This window comes from Pseudomonas mendocina (genome assembly GCF_003008615.1).
Classification (GTDB): domain Bacteria; phylum Pseudomonadota; class Gammaproteobacteria; order Pseudomonadales; family Pseudomonadaceae; genus Aquipseudomonas; species Aquipseudomonas mendocina_C.
In genome coordinates, this window is sequence record NZ_CP027657.1 from 1,790,562 (window position 1) to 1,807,715 (window position 17,154).

The window sequence follows — 17,154 nt, forward strand, 5'->3', positions numbered from 1 at the left end:
AAAAACGGGCCCCGCAGGGCCCGTTTTCGTTTCAGCATTTCGTCACTCAGCTGGCGCGGGGACTGGTGCTGGACGGGTTGGTGGTCTCGTCCATGGCCTGCTGCAGCGCTTTCTTGCGTTTCTCCTCGGCGCGATGGGCGAAGAACCAGGCCAGGAAGGTGGCGAACGACACCACCAGCAGGATCAGGCTGGCCACGGCGTTGATCTCCGGCTTAACCCCCAGTCGCACGGCGGAGAAGATCTCCATCGGCAACGTGGTGGAACCAGGACCGGACACGAAGCTGGCCAGCACCAGATCGTCCAGCGACAGGGCGAAGGACATCATTGCCCCCGCTGCCAGCGATGGCGCGATCATCGGCACGGTGATCAGGAAGAACACCTTCCACGGCCGCGCCCCCAAATCCATGGCCGCCTCTTCGATGGACATGTCCAGCTCACGCAGGCGCGACGACACCACTACCGCCACGTAGGCCGAGCAGAAGGTGGTGTGGGCGATCCAGATGGTGGTCATGCCGCGTTGCGCCGGCCAGCCGATCAGCTGCGCCATCAACACGAACAGCAACAGCAGCGACAGACCGGTGATCACCTCGGGCATTACCAGCGGCGCGGTGACCAGGCCACCGAACAGCGTGCGCCCCTTGAAGTGGGTGATACGGGTCAGCACGAAGGCTGCCAGAGTGCCCAGTGCAGTCGCCGCGATGGCGGTGTACAGGGCGATCTCCAGCGAACGCATCACGGCGTTCATCAGCTGGGTGTTGTCCAGCAGGCCGACGTACCACTTCACCGACCAACCGCCCCATACCGTCACCAGGCGCGAGGCGTTGAACGAGTAGATGACCAGGATGACCATCGGCAGGTAGATGAACAGCAACCCTGCCCAAAGCATGATGTTGGAGAAGCTCCAGCGTTTCATGGGCGGCCCTCCAGCTCTTTGGCTTGGTTACGGTTAAAGAGAATGATGGGCACGATCAGGATCGCCAGCATGACCACCGCCAGGGCGGACGCCACCGGCCAGTCGCGGTTGTTGAAGAACTCCTGCCACAGCACCTTGCCGATCATCAGGGTCTCCGGCCCGCCGAGCAGTTCGGGGATGACGAACTCACCCACCACCGGGATGAACACCAGCATGCAGCCGGCGATGATGCCGTTCTTGGAAAGCGGCACGGTGATCTTCCAGAAGCTGTTGAAGTTGCTCGAACCGAGGTCGGAAGCTGCTTCCAGCAGGCTCAGATCATGCTTCACCAGGTTGGCGTAGAGCGGCAGGATCATGAACGGCAGGTAGGAATAGACGATGCCGATGTACACCGCGGTGTTGGTGTTGAGTATCTGCAGCGGCGAGTCGATCAGGCCGATGCCCATCAGCAGGCTGTTGAGCAGGCCGTTGTTGCCGAGGATGCCCATCCAGGCGTAGACGCGGATCAGGATCGCGGTCCAGGTCGGCATCATGATCAGCAGCAGCAGGACGGTCTGCTTTTCCTTCGGCGCACGGGCGATGGCATAGGCCATCGGGTAGCCGATCACCAGGCACAGCAAAGTGCTTAAAGTGGCGATCTGCAACGAGCCCAGGTAGGCCGACAAATACAGTGCATCTTCAGTGAGGAAGATGTAGTTGCCCAGGTTCAGCAGAATGGTCAGCTTGTTGTCCGCCCATTCGTAGATTTCCGTGTAGGGCGGAATGGCTACGTCGGCCTCGGCGAAGCTGATCTTCAGCACGATGACGAACGGCAGCAGGAAGAACAGGAACAGCCAGAGGAACGGAATACCGATCACGGCATGCCGGCCACTCGGCAGATAGCGCGAGAGTTTGGCCAGTTTCATGATTGCAGTACCACGCCGCTGTCGTCTTCCCAGTACACCACGACCGGATCGTCCCAGGTCGGACGCTTGCCGCGGCGCTCGGCGTTGGCGATGAAGCACTGCACGATCTGCCCGGACGTGAGCTTGACGTGGTACACCGAGTGACCGCCCAGGTAGGCGATATCGTGGACGTGCCCATTGCTCCAGTTGTACTCGGGATGCTCATGATCGGCCGGCAAGGCGGTAGCCATCAGCAGCTTTTCTGGACGCAGGGCGTAGCTGACCTTTTTCTCCTCGGCACGGGTACTGATGCCGTGACCGATGTAGATCGGCTTGTCCAGCTGCGGGCAACTGATGATGGCGTGGTCGGCATCATCGGTAGTGATCGTGCCCTCGAACAGATTGACGTTGCCGATGAACTCGCAGACCAGGCGGCTGGCCGGGGTCTCGTAGATGTCCACCGGGCTACCGGTCTGAGCGATCCAGCCCAGGTGCATGATGGCGATACGCTGGGCCATGGTCATGGCCTCTTCCTGGTCGTGGGTCACCATCACGCAGGTCACGCCGACACGCTCGATGATTTCCACCAGCTCCAGCTGCATCTGCGAGCGCAGCTTCTTGTCCAGCGCTCCCATCGGCTCGTCGAGCAGCAGCAGCTTGGGGCGCTTGGCCAGCGAGCGAGCCAGGGCCACGCGCTGACGCTGGCCGCCGGAAAGCTGGTGCGGCTTACGCTTGGCGTACTGGGTCATGTGCACCAGCTTGAGCATCTCCGACACGCGCTCGTCGATCTCGGCCTTGGGCATCTTGTCCTGCTGCAGACCGAAAGCGATGTTCTGCGCCACGGTCATGTGCGGGAACAACGCATAGGACTGGAACATCATGTTGATCGGACGCTGATAGGGCGGCATGTCGGTGATGTCGACGCCATCGAGGATGATGCGTCCCTCGGTGGGTTTCTCAAAGCCGGCGAGCATGCGCAGCAGGGTCGACTTGCCCGACCCCGAACCACCGAGCAAGGCGAAGATTTCGCCCTTGTTGATGGTCAGCGAGACATCGTCGACGGCCACGGTCTCATCGAACTTCTTGGTCACCCGATCGATTTTGACCAGCACCTCTTTCGGTGTCTGATCCCCCTCGAGGGCTTTTTTGTAGGCGCTGGAGGCAACAGCCATTTAGGAAAACTCCCGGAAGATTGTGCCCGACCGCCGCGGCCGGGCAGGAACGATTACTGACCCGATTTGACCTTGGTCCAACTGCGGGTCATCAGGCGCTGCACGCGAACCGGCAGCTCGGCGGAGATGTACAGCTTGTCCAGCACCGCTTGTGGCGGATAAACGGACGGGTCGTTACGTACCTCCTGATCCATGAGCTCGCCCGCCTTGGTATTGGGGTTGGCATAACCGACGTAGTCACTGACTTCGGCGATCACCTCGGGCTCGAGGAGGAAGTTGATGAAGGCATGCGCCTGCTCCGGGTTCGCCGCGTCAACCGGGATGGCCATCATGTCGAACCAGAGGTTGGCGCCTTCCTTCGGGATGCTGTAGGCGATTTCGATGCCTTTACCGGCCTCTTCGGCACGGTCGGCGGCCTGCAGGATGTCGCCGGAGAAGCCGGCGGCCACGCAGATGTTGCCGTTGGCCAGATCACCGATGTACTTGGAGCTGTGGAAGTAGGTGACGTAAGGGCGTACCTCCAGCAGCTTGGCCTCGGCCTTGGCGTAGTCGTCAGGGTTGGTGCTGTTGGGATCCAGACCCAGGTAGTTGAGCATCGCCGGGATCATCTCGTCGCCGGAATCGAGGAAGGCGACGCCGCACTGGCTCAGCTTCTTGATGTTCTCGGCCTCGAACAGCACGGCCCAGGAGTCGATTTCGTCGACGCCAAGTGCAGCCTTGACCTTCTCGACGTTGTAACCGATGCCGTTGGTGCCCCACAGGTAGGGCACGGAATACTGGTTGCCAGGGTCGTTGGTTTCCAGTTGTTTGAGCAGGGCCGGGTCGAGGTTGTCCCAGTTCGGCAACTTGCTGCGATCGAGTGCCTGGAACGCGCCGGCGCGAATCTGCTTGCCAAGGAAGTGGTTGGACGGCACCACCACGTCGTAGCCACTGCGGCCGGCGAGCAGTTTGCCTTCGAGGGTTTCATTGGAGTCGAAGACGTCATAGATCGGCTTGATGCCGGTCTTGGCCTCGAACTTGGCCAGGGTCTCTTCGCCGATGTAGTCGCTCCAGTTGTAGATATGCACCGTGGACTGGGCCAGGGCGGCCCCACAGAAGGCGGAGGCCGCCAGGGCGATCAGAGACTTGGGCAGGGTAACTCGCACAGTTTCATCCTCGTTCTTGTGTGCCACCCGAAAAAGGCGCGGCACTTTATAGGAAAATCGTCTGTCGATCAGCGACCGCTCTTGATTCGTGTCCAATCGCGCGTCAGCCAGCGCTGCACGTCACGTGGGCGCTCTTCGGCCACATAGAGCTTGGCCATCACGTCCTTGCCGGGATAAACGCCCGGGTTGTTGCGCACGTTTTCGTCGACCAGCTCGGTGGCCTTGAGATTCGGGTTGGCGTACGCCACGTAATTGCTGATTTTGGCGATCACCTCGGGGCGCAGCAGGTAGTTGATGAAAGCGTGCGCTTCGTCGACGTTCTTGGAGTCCTTGGGGATGGCCAGCAGGTCGGCCCACATGGCGGTGCCTTCCTTGGGAATGATGTAGATGATCTCATCGGTGCGGCCGGCCTCTTCGGCGCGATCGGCGGCCTGCAGTACGTCACCGGAGTAGCCGAAGGCGGCGCAGATGTCGCCATTGGCCAGGTCACCGATGAACTTGGAACTGTGGAAATAGGTGATGTACGGGCGCACCTTCATCACCTGATCGAAGGCCTTCTCGTAATCTTCGCGCTTGGTGGTGTGCGGCGACATGCCCAGGTAGTTGACGACCTGCGGCAGCACTTCGTCGCCCGAGTCGAGCAGGGCGATACCGCAGGAGGCGAGCTTCTCGGCGTATTTCGGGTCGAACAGCAGCGCCCAGGAATCCAGCGGCGCATCGTCGCCCAGCACGGCGCGCGCCTTGGTGGCGTTAAGGCCGATGCCGTTGGTGCCCCACAGATAGGGCACCGAGTAATCGTTGCCGGGGTCGCCCGCGGCCAGGTTGTCCATGATGGTCGGGTCGAGGTTGACCAGGTTCGGCAACTTGGATTTGTCCAGCTTCTGGTAGGTACCGGCACGTACCTGCTTGGCCAGGAAGTGGTTGGTCGGCACCACCACGTCGTAGCCGCTCTGACCGGTAGCCAGCTTGCCATCGAGGGTGTCGTTGGAGTCGAAAACGTCATACACCACCTTGATGCCGGTTTCCTTCTCGAAATCGGCGATGGTGTCCGGCGCAATGTAGTCGGACCAATTGTAGACCTTGACCACACGATCAGCAGCCTGAGCCAGGGACATGCCAATGGCAGCGGCGATCAGGCCAGCCAGCAGGGTAGAACGACGCATGACGTTTCCTCTTCTTGCGATTTGGGTACCTGGCGGGTGAACCCGCCAGGCGGCGTTGCTTCGTTACTTAGCGACCGGACTTGATCTTGGTCCAGCTGCGGGTCATGTTGCGCTGCACCGCTGGGGGCAGATCCGGGAAGGTGTAGATCTTCTTCAGCACTTCCGGAGTCGGGTATACGCCCGGGTCGGTGCGCAGCGCTTCATCCACCAAGGGGGTGGCAGCAGCGTTGCCGTTGGGGAACTGCACGTAGTTGGTGATGTTGGCCATCACCTCGGGCTTCATCAGGTAGTTGAGGAATACGTGAGCAGCCTCGACGTTCTTGGCATCGGCCGGTACGGCCAGCATGTCGAAGAACGAACCGGCACCTTCCTTCGGAATGTTGTAGCCGACCTGCACGCCGTTCTTGGCTTCTTCGGCGCGAGCCTTGCTCTGGTAGATATCGCCCGAGTAACCGATAGCGACGCAGATGTTGCCGTTGGCCAGGTCGGAGATGTACTTGGAGCTGTGGAAGTAGGAGATCGACGGACGTACCTTGAGGAACAGCTCTTCAGCTTTCTTCAGTTCGTCGGCCTTGCTGCTGTCCGGGGCATAGCCCAGGTAGTGCAGAGCGGCTGGCAAGATCTCGGTCGGCGAGTCGAGGAAGGACACGCCACAGGACTTCAGCTTCTCGATGTTTTCCGGTTTGAACACCAGATCCCAGGAGTCGACTGGAGCATTCTCACCGAGTACGGCCTTGACCTTCTCGACGTTGTAACCGATGCCGATGGTGCCCCACATGTAAGGGATCGAGTACTGGTTGCCCGGGTCGCTCGGTTCCAGTGCATGCAGCAGATCCTTGTCCAGGTTCGACCAGTTCGGCAGCTTGGACTTGTCCAGTTTCTGGAATACGCCAGCCTTGATCTGCTTGGCCAGGAAGGGGTTGGACGGTACCACTACGTCATAGCCGGAGCTGCCGGCCAGCAACTTCGCTTCCAGCACTTCGTTGCTGTCGAAGACGTCGTAGACGACCTTGATGCCGGTTTCCTTCTCGAAGTTGGCCAGCGTGTCTTCGGCGATGTAATCGCTCCAGTTGTAGACATGCAGCACCTTGTCGTCAGCCTGAGCCGCGCCGGCTACGGCCGCGGTCAGGGACAACGCGAGAAGGGTCTTGCCGAATGTTTTCATGCGTACAGCTCCTGTTGTTGTGTCGATATTCCAGAGGACGCGCGAGCCGCTCGAATCAGACGGGCTCACGCACTCTGGCGCAGTCTGGCAAGGTCATGGCACCGCTGACAACTTTCCGTGACTGCGGGCTTTTCAGGCCGACAGGTCGCGCAAGGTCAGATCCAGGCACTTGCGTGCTTTCTCTACCAGTTCGTCTACTTCCGCCTGGCTGATCACCAGTGGCGGGGCGATGATCATGGTGTCGCCCACGGCGCGCATGATCAGACCGTTATTAAAGCAGTGGCCACGGCAGATCATGCCCACTCCCACATCACCCGGATAACGCTTGCGCGTCGTTTTGTCCTGTACCAGCTCGATCGCACCGAGCATGCCGACGCCACGCACTTCACCTACCAAGGGATGATCAGCCAGCTCACGTAGACGACGCTGCAAATACGGTGCCGTTTCTGCTTTCACCCGTTCGACGATGCCTTCTTCCTTGAGAATGCGCAGGTTCTCCAGCCCCACCGCTGCCGCCACCGGGTGCCCGGAATAGGTGAAGCCGTGGTTGAAATCACCATGCGCCTCGATCACCTCGAACACCTTGTCGCTGACGATCAGGCCACCCATCGGCACATAACCGCTGGTGAGGCCCTTGGCGATGGTCATCAGGTCAGGCTTGAGGCCGTAATACTGGCTGCCGAACCATTCGCCGGTACGGCCGAAACCGCAGATCACCTCGTCGGCCACAAACAAGATGTCGTATTTGCCGAGAATTTCCTTGATACGCGGCCAGTAGCTGTCCGGCGGAATGATCACGCCACCAGCGCCCTGGATCGGCTCGGCGATAAACGCTGCAACATTTTCCTCACCCAGTTCGAGAATCTTCTTCTCCAGCTGGTCGGCCGCCCAGATGCCGAACTCTTCCGGTGACTGCTCGCCGCCCTCACCGAACCAGTACGGCTGCGGAATATGCGCGATGCCAGGGATCGGCAGGTCGCCCTGCTCGTGCATGAACTTCATGCCGCCGAGGCTGGCGCCGGCCACGGTGGAGCCGTGGTAACCGTTGTCGCGACCGATGATGATTTTCTTATTCGGCTGGCCCTTGCACGCCCAGTAGTGGCGAACCAGGCGCAGCATGGTGTCGTTGCCTTCGGAGCCTGAACCGGTGAAGAACACGTGGTTCATCCCGGCCGGAGCCAGTTGGGAAATGGCATGGGCCAGCTCCAGCACCGGCGGGTGGGCGGTCTGGAAGAAGGTGTTGTAGAACGGCAATTGACGCATCTGCGCGCTGGCAGCTTCGACCAGCTCCTCGCGGCCATAGCCAACGGCCACGCACCACAAGCCGGCCATGCCATCGAGGATCTTGTTGCCCTCGCTATCCCACAGATGCACACCCTTGGCCTCGGTGATGATGCGTGGGCCCTTTTCGGCCAGCTGCTTGTAATCACTGAACGGCGCCAGGTGGTGGGCCTTGCTCAGGGCCTGCCACTGGGCAGTCTTGGGGTTGTTCGCTTGCTTGTTCATTGCCAACACCTTGCTAACACGCAACGCCATCGGCGCTACGCTGAGATTCGTGGTGCCGGCCGCGATACACGCGGCCGGCAACCCGTTACACCGACAGCAGGAGGAACTCGCGTTCCCAGGAGCTGATCACGCGCTTGAAGTTCTCGTGCTCGGCACGCTTGACCGCGACATAGCCGCGGATGAACTTCTCGCCGAGGAATTTCTCGGCGTCCTTGCAGGCTTCCATCCGCTCCAGCGCGCTTTCGATGGTCACCGGCAGGCGCAGGTTGCGACGCTCGTAACCGCGACCTTTCACCGGGGCGCCCGGTTTGACGTTGCCGACCATGCCCATGTAGCCGCACAGCAGAGTCGCGGCCAGCACCAGATAGGGGTTGGCATCGGCACCGGCCAGGCGGTTTTCCACACGGCGGTTCTGTGGGCTGGCTTCCGGCACGCGCAGGCCAACGGTGCGGTTTTCCTCGCCCCACTCCACGTTCACTGGCGCCGAGGTATCGGGCAGGAAGCGGCGGAACGAGTTGACGTTCGGCGCGAACAGCGGCAGCAGCTCGGGGATGTACTTCTGCAAGCCGCCGATGTGGTGCAGGAACAGCTCGCTCATCGTCCCGTCTTCGTTGGAGAAGATGTTCTTGCCGGTCTTCAGGTCGACCACGCTCTGGTGGATGTGCATGGCACTGCCTGGCTCGTCGGTGATCGGCTTGGCCATGAAGGTCGCCGCCACGTCGTGCTTGAGTGCAGCCTCGCGCATGGTGCGCTTGAACACCAGAATCTGGTCGGCCAGATGCAGCGCGTCGCCATGACGGAAATTGATTTCCATCTGCGCCGGGCCTTCTTCGTGGATCAGGGTGTCCAGATCCAGGCCTTGCAGTTCGCACCAGTCGTACATGTCTTCGAACAGCGGGTCGAATTCGTTCGCCGCGTCGATGGAGAAGCTCTGACGGCCGGTTTCCGGGCGGCCGGAGCGGCCTACCGGCGCCACCAGCGGGAAGTCCGGGTCACTGTTGCGCTTGGTCAGGTAGAACTCCATCTCTGGCGCGACGATGGGTTTCCAGCCTTTATCGGCATACATCTGCAACACCTTCTTGAGGATGTTGCGCGGCGACAGCTCGATGGGGTTGCCCTGCTTGTCGAAGGTGTCATGGATCACCATCGCGGTGGGCTCGATGGCCCAGGGCACGACGAAAACAGCGTTGGCGTCCGGACGGCAGAACATGTCGATGTCCGCCTCGTCCAGCAGGTCGTAATAGATGTCGTCCTCGACGTAGTCGCCGGTCACGGTCTGCAGCAGCACGCTCTCGGGGAGGCGCATGCCCTTCTCGTCGAGGAACTTGTTGGTCGGCGAGATCTTGCCGCGGGCAATGCCGGTCAGATCGCTGATCAGGCATTCGACTTCGGTGATTTTGCGTTCTTTCAGCCAGCTCGTGAGCTGGTCTAACTTGGTACTCATAGAGACCTCAGGGTTGTAGAACCAACTAGGGTTATAGCTGGTTCAGCGTTGCCCCGCCCTCTCCCTGCAAGCCTCACCAAAGGCCTGGAAGAAGGCGAGATATTCGAGTGGATGCTACTAGGGGCGCAGCACCTCCGGCACCTGGCTTTTCACTCCATCGAAAGAAAAGCCTTCGCCTTCGCGAACAAAGCACGACGTGTCTAGCTCGCGGTCTAGCGCAGACAATATCAATCGTTCACGACGCTTGCGTGTTGCATAGCACGCGCCAGCTCGTGCGCCACGCAGCAGCGAAGCGTCACCTGCGCTATGGTGCAGGGTAGCGGGTAACTGGAAGACTCGAGAAAATACGCTGAACGGCGCTGAAGCCGCCGGAGAAGGACGCTGCCACGCCTCGACGATAGGGGACATGCCACCCACGCCAACTCGCATGAAACAAATGCTCACCTCGTCAGTGAGGGGAGAAAGGGCGTGACCGGTGGTTCTGGCACAAGCGCTGACGCCGATAATCGGCAGGCGAAACATGAGACACCCGTATTATTGCTGTTATGGGTTTGAACCGAGCTTAGCCTTGTTCATTTTTTTACACAATAGCTCTGTAAAAAATTGAACACACCCCGTTGAGCACCCAGAAAGATCGCCGGCTGAGGCCCTCTGAAAGGCCTTGAAATGCCCCAAAAATGGCCATCACGCCCCACTACAGGGCATCATGGGGCCAGCTTGACAGTAAAGTGCGTTTCGGATTGACTCACACCCATGCAGTCGCATGATTGATATATTTAACAAAAAGGTGTTGCATCATGTCGGTACCCCCGCGTGCCGTTCAGCTTAACGAAGCGAACGCGTTCCTCAAGGAACATCCCGAGGTCCAGTTCGTCGACCTTCTTATTGCAGATATGAATGGCGTGGTGCGCGGCAAGCGCATCGACCGGAACGCTCTTCACAAGGTGTACGAGAAAGGCATCAACCTGCCCGCCTCACTCTTCGCGCTCGACATCAACGGCTCCACCGTCGAAAGCACTGGCCTTGGCCTGGACATCGGTGACGCCGACCGTATCTGCTTCCCCATCCCCAATACCCTGTGCAACGAACCCTGGCAGAAGCGTCCGACCGCGCAACTGTTGATGACCATGCACGAGCTGGACGGCACGCCTTTCTTCGCCGACCCACGCGAGGTATTGCGCCAGGTGGTGCAGAAGTTCGACGAACTGGGCCTGCGTATCTGCGCAGCTTTCGAACTGGAGTTCTATCTGATCGACCAGGAGAACGTGAACGGCCGCCCGCAGCCGCCACGCTCGCCGATCTCCGGCAAGCGCCCGCACTCCACCCAGGTCTACCTGATCGACGACCTCGACGAATACGTCGACTGCCTGCAGGACATGCTCGAAGCGGCCAAGGAGCAGGACATCCCGGCCGACGCCATCGTCAAGGAAAGCGCCCCGGCGCAGTTCGAAGTCAACCTGCATCACGTCGAAGACGCGATCAAGGCCTGCGACTACGCCCTGCTGCTCAAGCGCCTGATCAAGAACATCGCCTACGACCATGAAATGGATTCCACCTTCATGGCCAAGCCCTATCCGGGCCAGGCGGGCAACGGTCTGCACGTGCACATCTCGCTGCTGGACAAGAAGACCGGCAAGAACATCTTCGCTGCCGAAGATCCGCTGGAGAACTCTTCGTTGCGCCATGCCGTCGGCGGCATTCTCGACACCATGTCCGCGTCGATGGCGTTCCTCTGCCCCAACGTCAACTCCTATCGCCGCTTCGGCGCGCAGTTCTACGTTCCCAACGCACCAAGCTGGGCACTGGACAACCGCACCGTGGCCGTTCGCATCCCCACCGGCAGCCCGGATGCCGTGCGCATCGAACACCGCGTGGCCGGCGCCGATGCCAACCCCTACCTGATGCTGGCCTCGATCCTCGCCGGTATCCACCACGGCCTGACCAACCAGATCGAACCGGGCGAGCCGATCGAAGGCAACTCCTACGAGCAGCTCGAACCCAGCCTGCCGAACAACCTGCGTGACGCGCTGCGCGAGCTGGACGACAGTGAGGTGATGAACAAATACATCGACTCCAAGTACATCGACATCTTCGTCGCGTGCAAGGAAGCCGAACTGCAGGAGTTCGAGACCACCATCTCCGACCTCGAGTACAACTGGTACCTGCATACCGTGTAAAACCGAGAAAGCCGGCCGTAGAAGGCCATGTGAAAACGTAGCGAGCGAAGGTCAGGCAAGGCAAAAACAGGCGAAGAAGCGCAGTTTACAAGCAGTAAATGAGCATTCTGAGCCTGTTTTTAACGCAGCACGACCGAGCGCAGTAGTTTTCACACGGCCTGAATAGAGCCGGCTTCTTTTTGCCTGCTAACTGCCAACTGCCTGCTCCGGTGCTCTGCACCGGGGCCAGCGGTTCGCCGCACGGCGACTCCGCTGACATGAATCAACCTCCGGCGACCAAGGCCGCCGGATACTGTTGCCTTCATCCATCGGGGAGCTACTCATGCAACGCGCTATTGCCGCCGTCCTGCTGGGCCTGATCTGTGGCCTGGCTCAGGCCGCCGACAGCATCCGTGTCTACAACTGGAACGATTACATCGCGCCGCAGGTGCTGGAAAACTTCACCCGCGACACCGGTATCGAGGTCGAGTACCACACCTTCGCCAGCGCCGAAGAGCTGGGCGCAGCGCTGAGCAGCGGCCAGCCCATCGACATCGCCGTGCCCTCGCACAATGACCTGCCAGGGCTGATCGCAGGCGGCCGCATTCGCCCACTGGATTTCAACCTGCTCCCCAACCGTACGCACCTGGACAAACAGCTGCTGAGCAAGCTGGCGGCGGTCGACCCCCAGAACCGTCATGCCGTGCCCTACCTGTGGGGCGCGGTCGGCCTGGCGATCAATACACCCAAAGCCGAAGCCGCCTATGGCGGGCCGCTGCCGGACAGCTGGAGCCTGCTGTTCGACGCCGAACAGAGCAAGCGCCTGGCCAGTTGCGGCATCAGCGTGCTGGATGCGCCGGATGAAACCCTGTCGCTGCTGCTCAACTACCAGGGACGCAGCCTCGCTCGCAGCGCCCCGAGCCGCATCGAGCGCGCAGGTGGTGTGCTCGACACACTGCGCCCGAACCTGCGCTACGTCGACAGCGAACGCTATATCGAAGACCTCAACAATGGCCGCCTGTGCCTGGCCATGGCCTGGGTCGGCGATGCCCTCGCCGCCGCGCAGGCGGGTCAGCCGGTACGTTTCGTGGTGCCGGACGAAGGCTCGGTGCTGTTCATCGACAACCTGGTGATTCCCGCCAATGCCAGCCGCCCGGATCTCGCCCACCGCTTCATCGACTACCTGATGCAGCCTCAGGTGATCGCCCAGATCACCGCCGAGACGCTCTACCCCAACGGCAATGCCGATTCCATGCAGTTCATCGACAGCGCACTGCTGGAACAACCCGGCCTGTATCCGGATCAGGACACCAAACGCCGCCTGTATCCGCTGGAAGTGCTCTCGGAAAAACACGCGCAGGTACGCAGCAACGTCTGGCAGCGTTTCCGCGAAGGCAGTTGACGGCCGCGAGGCTTGCCTCGCCGGCGCCAGCTGACGTCCAATAGCGCCTCGCCCACCGAGGAACTCGCCATGTCGCGCCCCGCCAGCCCCCGCAAGCCGCGCGCCAGCAGCCAGGCCCGTATCGCCGTGATCCTCGCGGCTGCCCGCGAACTGCTGGCCGAGCAGGGCATGGCCAACCTGTCGGTCTATACGGTGGCCGAACGAGCCGGTATTCCGCCGTCTTCGGTGTATCACTTCTTCGCCAGCGTGCCGGCCCTGCTCGAAGGGCTGACTGCGGATGTGCACGCAGCCTTCCGTGGCAGCCTGCTCGAACCGGTCGATCACGCCAACCTGCATAGCTGGCATGACCTGTCACGCCTGGTCGAGCAACGCATGCTGGCCATCTACGCCAAGGATGCCGCCGCACGGCAGCTGATCCTCGCCCAGCATGGTCTGGCCGAGGTGACCCAGGCGGATCACCAGCACGATCTGGAGCTGGGCCGCTTGATGCGGGCGCTGTTCGAGCGGCACTTCCCACTGCCGCAATTGCCGATGGATATCGACGTATTCACCCTAGCCATGTCCCTGGGGGATCGTGTTTACGCCCGCTCGGTGCAACTGCACGGGGAGATCACCCCGCGCCTGGCCGAAGAAGGCATGCGCGTATTCGACGCCTACCTGGGCCTGTATCTGCCGGCCGCGCTGCCGAAAAGACCTGCACCACTGGCGTAATCCCCCGTAGGGTGCGGCGTGCGCACCGATGGCATCTGACGGCGTGGCCGATCGCTGCACGCACTCTAGGCGCACCAGCGACACCCACGGCCCGAGCCAATATAAATTCGATAAAAATCGTATTAATTTCACTCATCCGACCAAAAGCACCTTCTAATGCCGATATTTATCGGATATAAATCGAGCATCCCGCCCTGGTCGATGTTCAGCCATGGCACTCTGAATGGGCCGCCGGAGCGGCCTGCGAACGAGCCAAGAGGTGCTCCATGTCCCGTATCGTTACCGTCGCTGCGACCCAGATGGCCTGCTCCTGGGATACCCCCGCCAACATCGCCAATGCCGAGAAACTGGTGCGCCAGGCGGCAGCCCAGGGTGCCCAGATCATCCTGATCCAGGAGCTGTTCGAGGCCCCCTACTTCTGCCAGAAGCCCAACGCCGACTACACCCAGTTGGCCACCACGGTGGAGGAAAACCCGGCCATCGCGCACTTCCGGAAGGTCGCCGCGGAGCTGAAGGTAGTGCTGCCGATCAGCTTCTTCGAGCGCGCCGGACGGGCCCGCTTCAACAGCATCGCCATCCTCGATGCCGACGGCACGAATCTCGGGATTTATCGAAAAAGCCATATCCCGGACGGCCCTGGCTACCACGAGAAGTACTACTTCAACCCAGGCGATACCGGCTTCAAGGTCTGGGACACCGCCTATGCACGCATCGGCGTAGGTATCTGCTGGGATCAGTGGTTCCCGGAGTGCGCACGCAGCATGGCGCTGATGGGTGCGGAAATCCTCTTCTACCCCACCGCCATCGGCAGCGAACCGCACGATGCCAACATCACCTCGCGTGAGCACTGGCAGCGTGTACAGCAAGGCCATGCCGGCGCCAACGTGATGCCGCTGGTAGCCAGCAATCGCATCGGACGCGAAGAACAGGACGGCTACGACATCACCTTCTATGGCAGCTCGTTCATTGCCGATCAGTACGGCGAGAAGGTCAAGGAGCTGAACCAGACCGAGGAAGGCATTGCGCTACACAGCTTCGATCTGGACGCGCTGGAGAAGATCCGCACCGCCTGGGGTGTGTTCCGCGACCGCCGGCCGAACCTATACTGGCCGCTTTCCACGCTCGACGGTGAAACACCCTCGATCCCGTAGGGTGCGCTGTGCGCACCTAGCCCTACAAACACTTTGCCGGTGCGCATGGCGCACTCTACGGAAGCGAAATATGACCACTCTGACCACGACTCCACGCGCCGATGGCTTCCGCATGCCGGCGGAATGGGAAACCCACAGCAAGACCTGGATGGTCTGGCCCGAGCGCCCGGACAACTGGCGCAACGGCGGCAAGCCGGCACAGGCCGCCTTCGCCGCGGTGGCCAAGGCCATTGCCCAGTTCGAGCCGGTGACCGTCTGCGTGTCCGCAGCGCAGTATGAAAACGCCCGCGCGCGCCTGGACGACGCCAATATCCGCCTGGTTGAAATCACCACCGACGACGCCTGGGTGCGCGACACCGGCCCGACCTTCGTCACCAGCGCCAGCGGCGAAGTGCGCGGCGTGGACTGGGCGTTCAACGCCTGGGGCGGCTTCGACGGTGGCCTGTACTGGCCCTGGCTGCGTGACGACCAGGTGGCACGCAAGGTTCTCGAAATCGAAGGCTGCAAGCGTTACCGCACCGAGGGCTTCGTACTCGAAGGTGGCTCGATCCATGTCGATGGCGAAGGCACTCTGATCACCACCGAAGAGTGCCTGCTGAACAGAAACCGCAACCCGCACCTGTCACGTGAAGAGATCGAAACCGTGCTGCGCGAACACCTGGCCGTCGACACGGTGATCTGGCTACCGGACGGCCTGTTCAACGACGAAACCGATGGCCACGTCGACAACTTCTGCTGCTACGTACGCCCCGGCGAAGTGCTGCTGGCCTGGACCGAGGATCAGAATGACCCCAACTACCCACGCTGCCAGGCCGCCATGAGCGTGCTGGAAAGCGCTCGCGACGCCAAGGGCCGCCAACTGACCGTGCACAAGATGCCGATTCCCGGCCCGATCCACGCCACGGCCGAAGAGTGCGCGGGCGTCGATATCGTCGATGGCAGCCAGGAGCGCAGCCCGGAGGTTCGCCTGGCCGGTTCCTATGTCAACTTCCTCATCGTCAACGGCGGCATCGTCGCGCCGAGCTTCGATGACCCGAAGGACGAAGAGGCCCGCGCCATTCTCCAGCGCATCTTCCCCGAGCATCGCGTGGTGATGGTGCCGGGCCGCGAGATTCTGCTCGGTGGCGGCAATATCCACTGCATCACCCAGCAGCAGCCGGCGCCGCAAGGGCGCTGAACCATGTAGGGCGGGCGCAACCCGTACCGCTGCTGGCGGCTTTCACCCGCCCTACATCTATGAACGCCCGGCACATGCCGGGCGTTTTCATTACCAATCAACTCACTCGAACGGCTGCGGACGCGGCGTATCGTTGTTCGACGGCGGCAGGATCGGCAGGGCAAAGCTTGGTTGCTCACCGGTCAGGGTCTTGAGGAAGGCGGTGATCTTGCCGATCTCGTCCTCGCTCAGCTGTCGACCCAGCTGCAGGCGCGCCATGATGTCCACCGACTCCTCCAGCTTCCAGTAGGCACCGTCGTGGAAGTAGGGATAGGTCAGCTCTACGTTGCGTAGGGTCGGCACCTTGAACTTGAAGCGGTCGGCGTCCTTGCCGGTCAGGCCGGCCACGCCCTCGGCGGGGTTGCTGGTTTCATAGGGTGCGACCAGTCCCATCTTCTGGAACGAGTTGCCGCCCAGCGCCGGCCCATTGTGGCAGGCCACACAGCCAATGGACTTGAACAACTCATAGCCCTCCCGCTCGGTCTGGGTGATGGCCTTGGCATCGCCCTTGAGCCACAGGTCGAAGCGCGAGTTGGGCGTGACCAGGGTCTTCTCGAACTCGGCGATGGCATCGGTCACTTCGTCCAGGGTGATTTCGTCGGTCTGGTACACCGCCTTGAACGACTCGCGGTATTGCGGGATCGAGCGCAGCACGTCGATGGCGAGAATGTGGGTGAAGGCCATCTCCTTCGGGTTGGCGATGGGGCCGGCGGCCTGCTCCTTGAGATCGGCGGCGCGACCGTCCCAGAACTGCGCCAGGTTGAGGCTGGAGTTGAGTACGGTAGGCGAGTTGATCGGCCCCTGCTGCCAGTTGTGACCGATGGAGCTGGGCAGGTTGTCGCTGCCGCCCATCGACAGGTTGTGACAGGAGTTGCAGGAAATGAAGCCCGAGCGCGACAGGCGCGGATCGAAGAACAGCTGCTTGCCCAGCTCGACCTTGGCGGGGTCGGTGATCTCGGCGGGGGCGATGGGCTCCACGGGTTCGTTGACCGGTACATTGGCCCAGGCGCTGGCGCCCAGACACATACCGGCCAGCAGGCTCAGCGTGCGCATGGTGATATCTCCTCAGGTGTTGGCTTATCTGGTTATGCCTCGACCATGCGCGCCAACCACTGCCCTGGGCTTG

Annotated in this window: 14 protein-coding genes; 5 read left to right on the forward strand and 9 right to left on the reverse strand. The window is 61.4% G+C overall.

The window, feature by feature from the left end:
* Positions 1-46: 46 nt before the first annotated feature.
* The 8 genes from C7A17_RS08240 to C7A17_RS08275 form a co-directional block, all read right to left on the reverse strand.
* Positions 47-913 carry an ABC transporter permease subunit gene (locus tag C7A17_RS08240; RefSeq protein WP_106737577.1) on the reverse strand — a complete coding sequence of 289 codons (867 nt, stop codon included), beginning with the start codon at positions 911-913 and terminating at the stop codon, positions 47-49.
* The gene (locus C7A17_RS08245) at positions 910-1,818 is read right to left on the reverse strand and encodes an ABC transporter permease subunit (protein WP_394337064.1); all 909 of its coding nucleotides are present in this window, start codon (positions 1,816-1,818) and stop codon (positions 910-912) included. Before C7A17_RS08245 ends, C7A17_RS08240 begins: the two co-directional genes overlap by 4 nt.
* Positions 1,815-2,969, reverse strand: coding sequence for a polyamine ABC transporter ATP-binding protein (gene potA, locus C7A17_RS08250; RefSeq protein WP_106737578.1), 1,155 nt, complete (start codon positions 2,967-2,969; stop codon positions 1,815-1,817). The genes C7A17_RS08245 and potA overlap by 4 nt, the downstream gene beginning before the upstream one ends.
* 53 nt (positions 2,970-3,022) lie before the next feature.
* Entirely contained in the window at positions 3,023-4,114 is a 1,092-nt protein-coding gene (locus C7A17_RS08255) for a polyamine ABC transporter substrate-binding protein (protein ID WP_106742815.1), read from the reverse strand.
* Positions 4,115-4,182: 68 nt separating this feature from the next.
* Entirely contained in the window at positions 4,183-5,277 is a 1,095-nt protein-coding gene (locus C7A17_RS08260) for a polyamine ABC transporter substrate-binding protein (protein WP_106737579.1), read from the reverse strand.
* Positions 5,278-5,344: 67 nt separating this feature from the next.
* Complete coding sequence (locus C7A17_RS08265; protein WP_106737580.1) at positions 5,345-6,442, reverse strand: polyamine ABC transporter substrate-binding protein; 1,098 nt, start codon at positions 6,440-6,442, stop codon at positions 5,345-5,347.
* 132 nt (positions 6,443-6,574) lie between these two features.
* Entirely contained in the window at positions 6,575-7,948 is a 1,374-nt protein-coding gene (locus C7A17_RS08270) for an aspartate aminotransferase family protein (RefSeq protein ID WP_106737581.1), read from the reverse strand.
* Positions 7,949-8,033: 85 nt separating this feature from the next.
* The gene (locus tag C7A17_RS08275) at positions 8,034-9,392 is read right to left on the reverse strand and encodes a glutamine synthetase family protein (protein ID WP_106737582.1); all 1,359 of its coding nucleotides are present in this window, start codon (positions 9,390-9,392) and stop codon (positions 8,034-8,036) included.
* Positions 9,393-10,189: 797 nt separating this feature from the next.
* Here C7A17_RS08275 and C7A17_RS08280 point away from each other — a divergent pair.
* The 5 genes from C7A17_RS08280 to aguA all read left to right on the forward strand — a co-directional run bounded on the left by C7A17_RS08280 (position 10,190) and on the right by aguA (position 15,989).
* Positions 10,190-11,569: a glutamine synthetase family protein gene (locus tag C7A17_RS08280; RefSeq protein WP_106737583.1), complete on the forward strand. Its 1,380-nt coding sequence runs from the start codon at positions 10,190-10,192 to the stop codon at positions 11,567-11,569.
* Positions 11,570-11,891: 322 nt separating this feature from the next.
* Positions 11,892-12,950: a polyamine ABC transporter substrate-binding protein gene (locus C7A17_RS08285; protein ID WP_106737584.1), complete on the forward strand. Its 1,059-nt coding sequence runs from the start codon at positions 11,892-11,894 to the stop codon at positions 12,948-12,950.
* Between the two features lie 69 nt (positions 12,951-13,019).
* The gene (locus tag C7A17_RS08290) at positions 13,020-13,661 is read left to right on the forward strand and encodes a TetR/AcrR family transcriptional regulator (RefSeq protein ID WP_106737585.1); all 642 of its coding nucleotides are present in this window, start codon (positions 13,020-13,022) and stop codon (positions 13,659-13,661) included.
* Positions 13,662-13,927: 266 nt separating this feature from the next.
* Positions 13,928-14,812 (forward strand): N-carbamoylputrescine amidase, encoded by an 885-nt coding sequence (gene aguB / locus C7A17_RS08295; RefSeq protein WP_106737586.1) that lies wholly within the window; start codon positions 13,928-13,930, stop codon positions 14,810-14,812.
* 70 nt (positions 14,813-14,882) lie between these two features.
* Entirely contained in the window at positions 14,883-15,989 is a 1,107-nt protein-coding gene (gene aguA / locus C7A17_RS08300; protein ID WP_106737587.1) for an agmatine deiminase, read from the forward strand.
* Between the two features lie 102 nt (positions 15,990-16,091).
* Here aguA and C7A17_RS08305 read toward each other — a convergent pair whose 3' ends face one another.
* Positions 16,092-17,081, reverse strand: coding sequence for a cytochrome-c peroxidase (locus tag C7A17_RS08305; RefSeq protein ID WP_106737588.1), 990 nt, complete (start codon positions 17,079-17,081; stop codon positions 16,092-16,094).
* Positions 17,082-17,154 lie beyond the last annotated feature (73 nt).

What these genes read in the sequence shown, in the direction of transcription:
- C7A17_RS08240 (WP_106737577.1), bottom strand. Translation starts at nt 913, where the DNA reads ATGAAACGCTGGAGCTTCTCCAACATCATGCTTTGGGCAGGGTTGCTG.
- C7A17_RS08245 (WP_394337064.1), bottom strand. Translation starts at nt 1,818, where the DNA reads ATGAAACTGGCCAAACTCTCGCGCTATCTGCCGAGTGGCCGGCATGCC.
- potA (WP_106737578.1), bottom strand. Translation starts at nt 2,969, where the DNA reads ATGGCTGTTGCCTCCAGCGCCTACAAAAAAGCCCTCGAGGGGGATCAG.
- C7A17_RS08260 (WP_106737579.1), bottom strand. Translation starts at nt 5,277, where the DNA reads ATGCGTCGTTCTACCCTGCTGGCTGGCCTGATCGCCGCTGCCATTGGC.
- C7A17_RS08265 (WP_106737580.1), bottom strand. Translation starts at nt 6,442, where the DNA reads ATGAAAACATTCGGCAAGACCCTTCTCGCGTTGTCCCTGACCGCGGCC.
- C7A17_RS08270 (WP_106737581.1), bottom strand. Translation starts at nt 7,948, where the DNA reads ATGAACAAGCAAGCGAACAACCCCAAGACTGCCCAGTGGCAGGCCCTG.
- C7A17_RS08275 (WP_106737582.1), bottom strand. Translation starts at nt 9,392, where the DNA reads ATGAGTACCAAGTTAGACCAGCTCACGAGCTGGCTGAAAGAACGCAAA.
- C7A17_RS08280 (WP_106737583.1), top strand. Translation starts at nt 10,190, where the DNA reads ATGTCGGTACCCCCGCGTGCCGTTCAGCTTAACGAAGCGAACGCGTTC.
- C7A17_RS08285 (WP_106737584.1), top strand. Translation starts at nt 11,892, where the DNA reads ATGCAACGCGCTATTGCCGCCGTCCTGCTGGGCCTGATCTGTGGCCTG.
- C7A17_RS08290 (WP_106737585.1), top strand. Translation starts at nt 13,020, where the DNA reads ATGTCGCGCCCCGCCAGCCCCCGCAAGCCGCGCGCCAGCAGCCAGGCC.
- aguB (WP_106737586.1), top strand. Translation starts at nt 13,928, where the DNA reads ATGTCCCGTATCGTTACCGTCGCTGCGACCCAGATGGCCTGCTCCTGG.
- aguA (WP_106737587.1), top strand. Translation starts at nt 14,883, where the DNA reads ATGACCACTCTGACCACGACTCCACGCGCCGATGGCTTCCGCATGCCG.
- C7A17_RS08305 (WP_106737588.1), bottom strand. Translation starts at nt 17,081, where the DNA reads ATGCGCACGCTGAGCCTGCTGGCCGGTATGTGTCTGGGCGCCAGCGCC.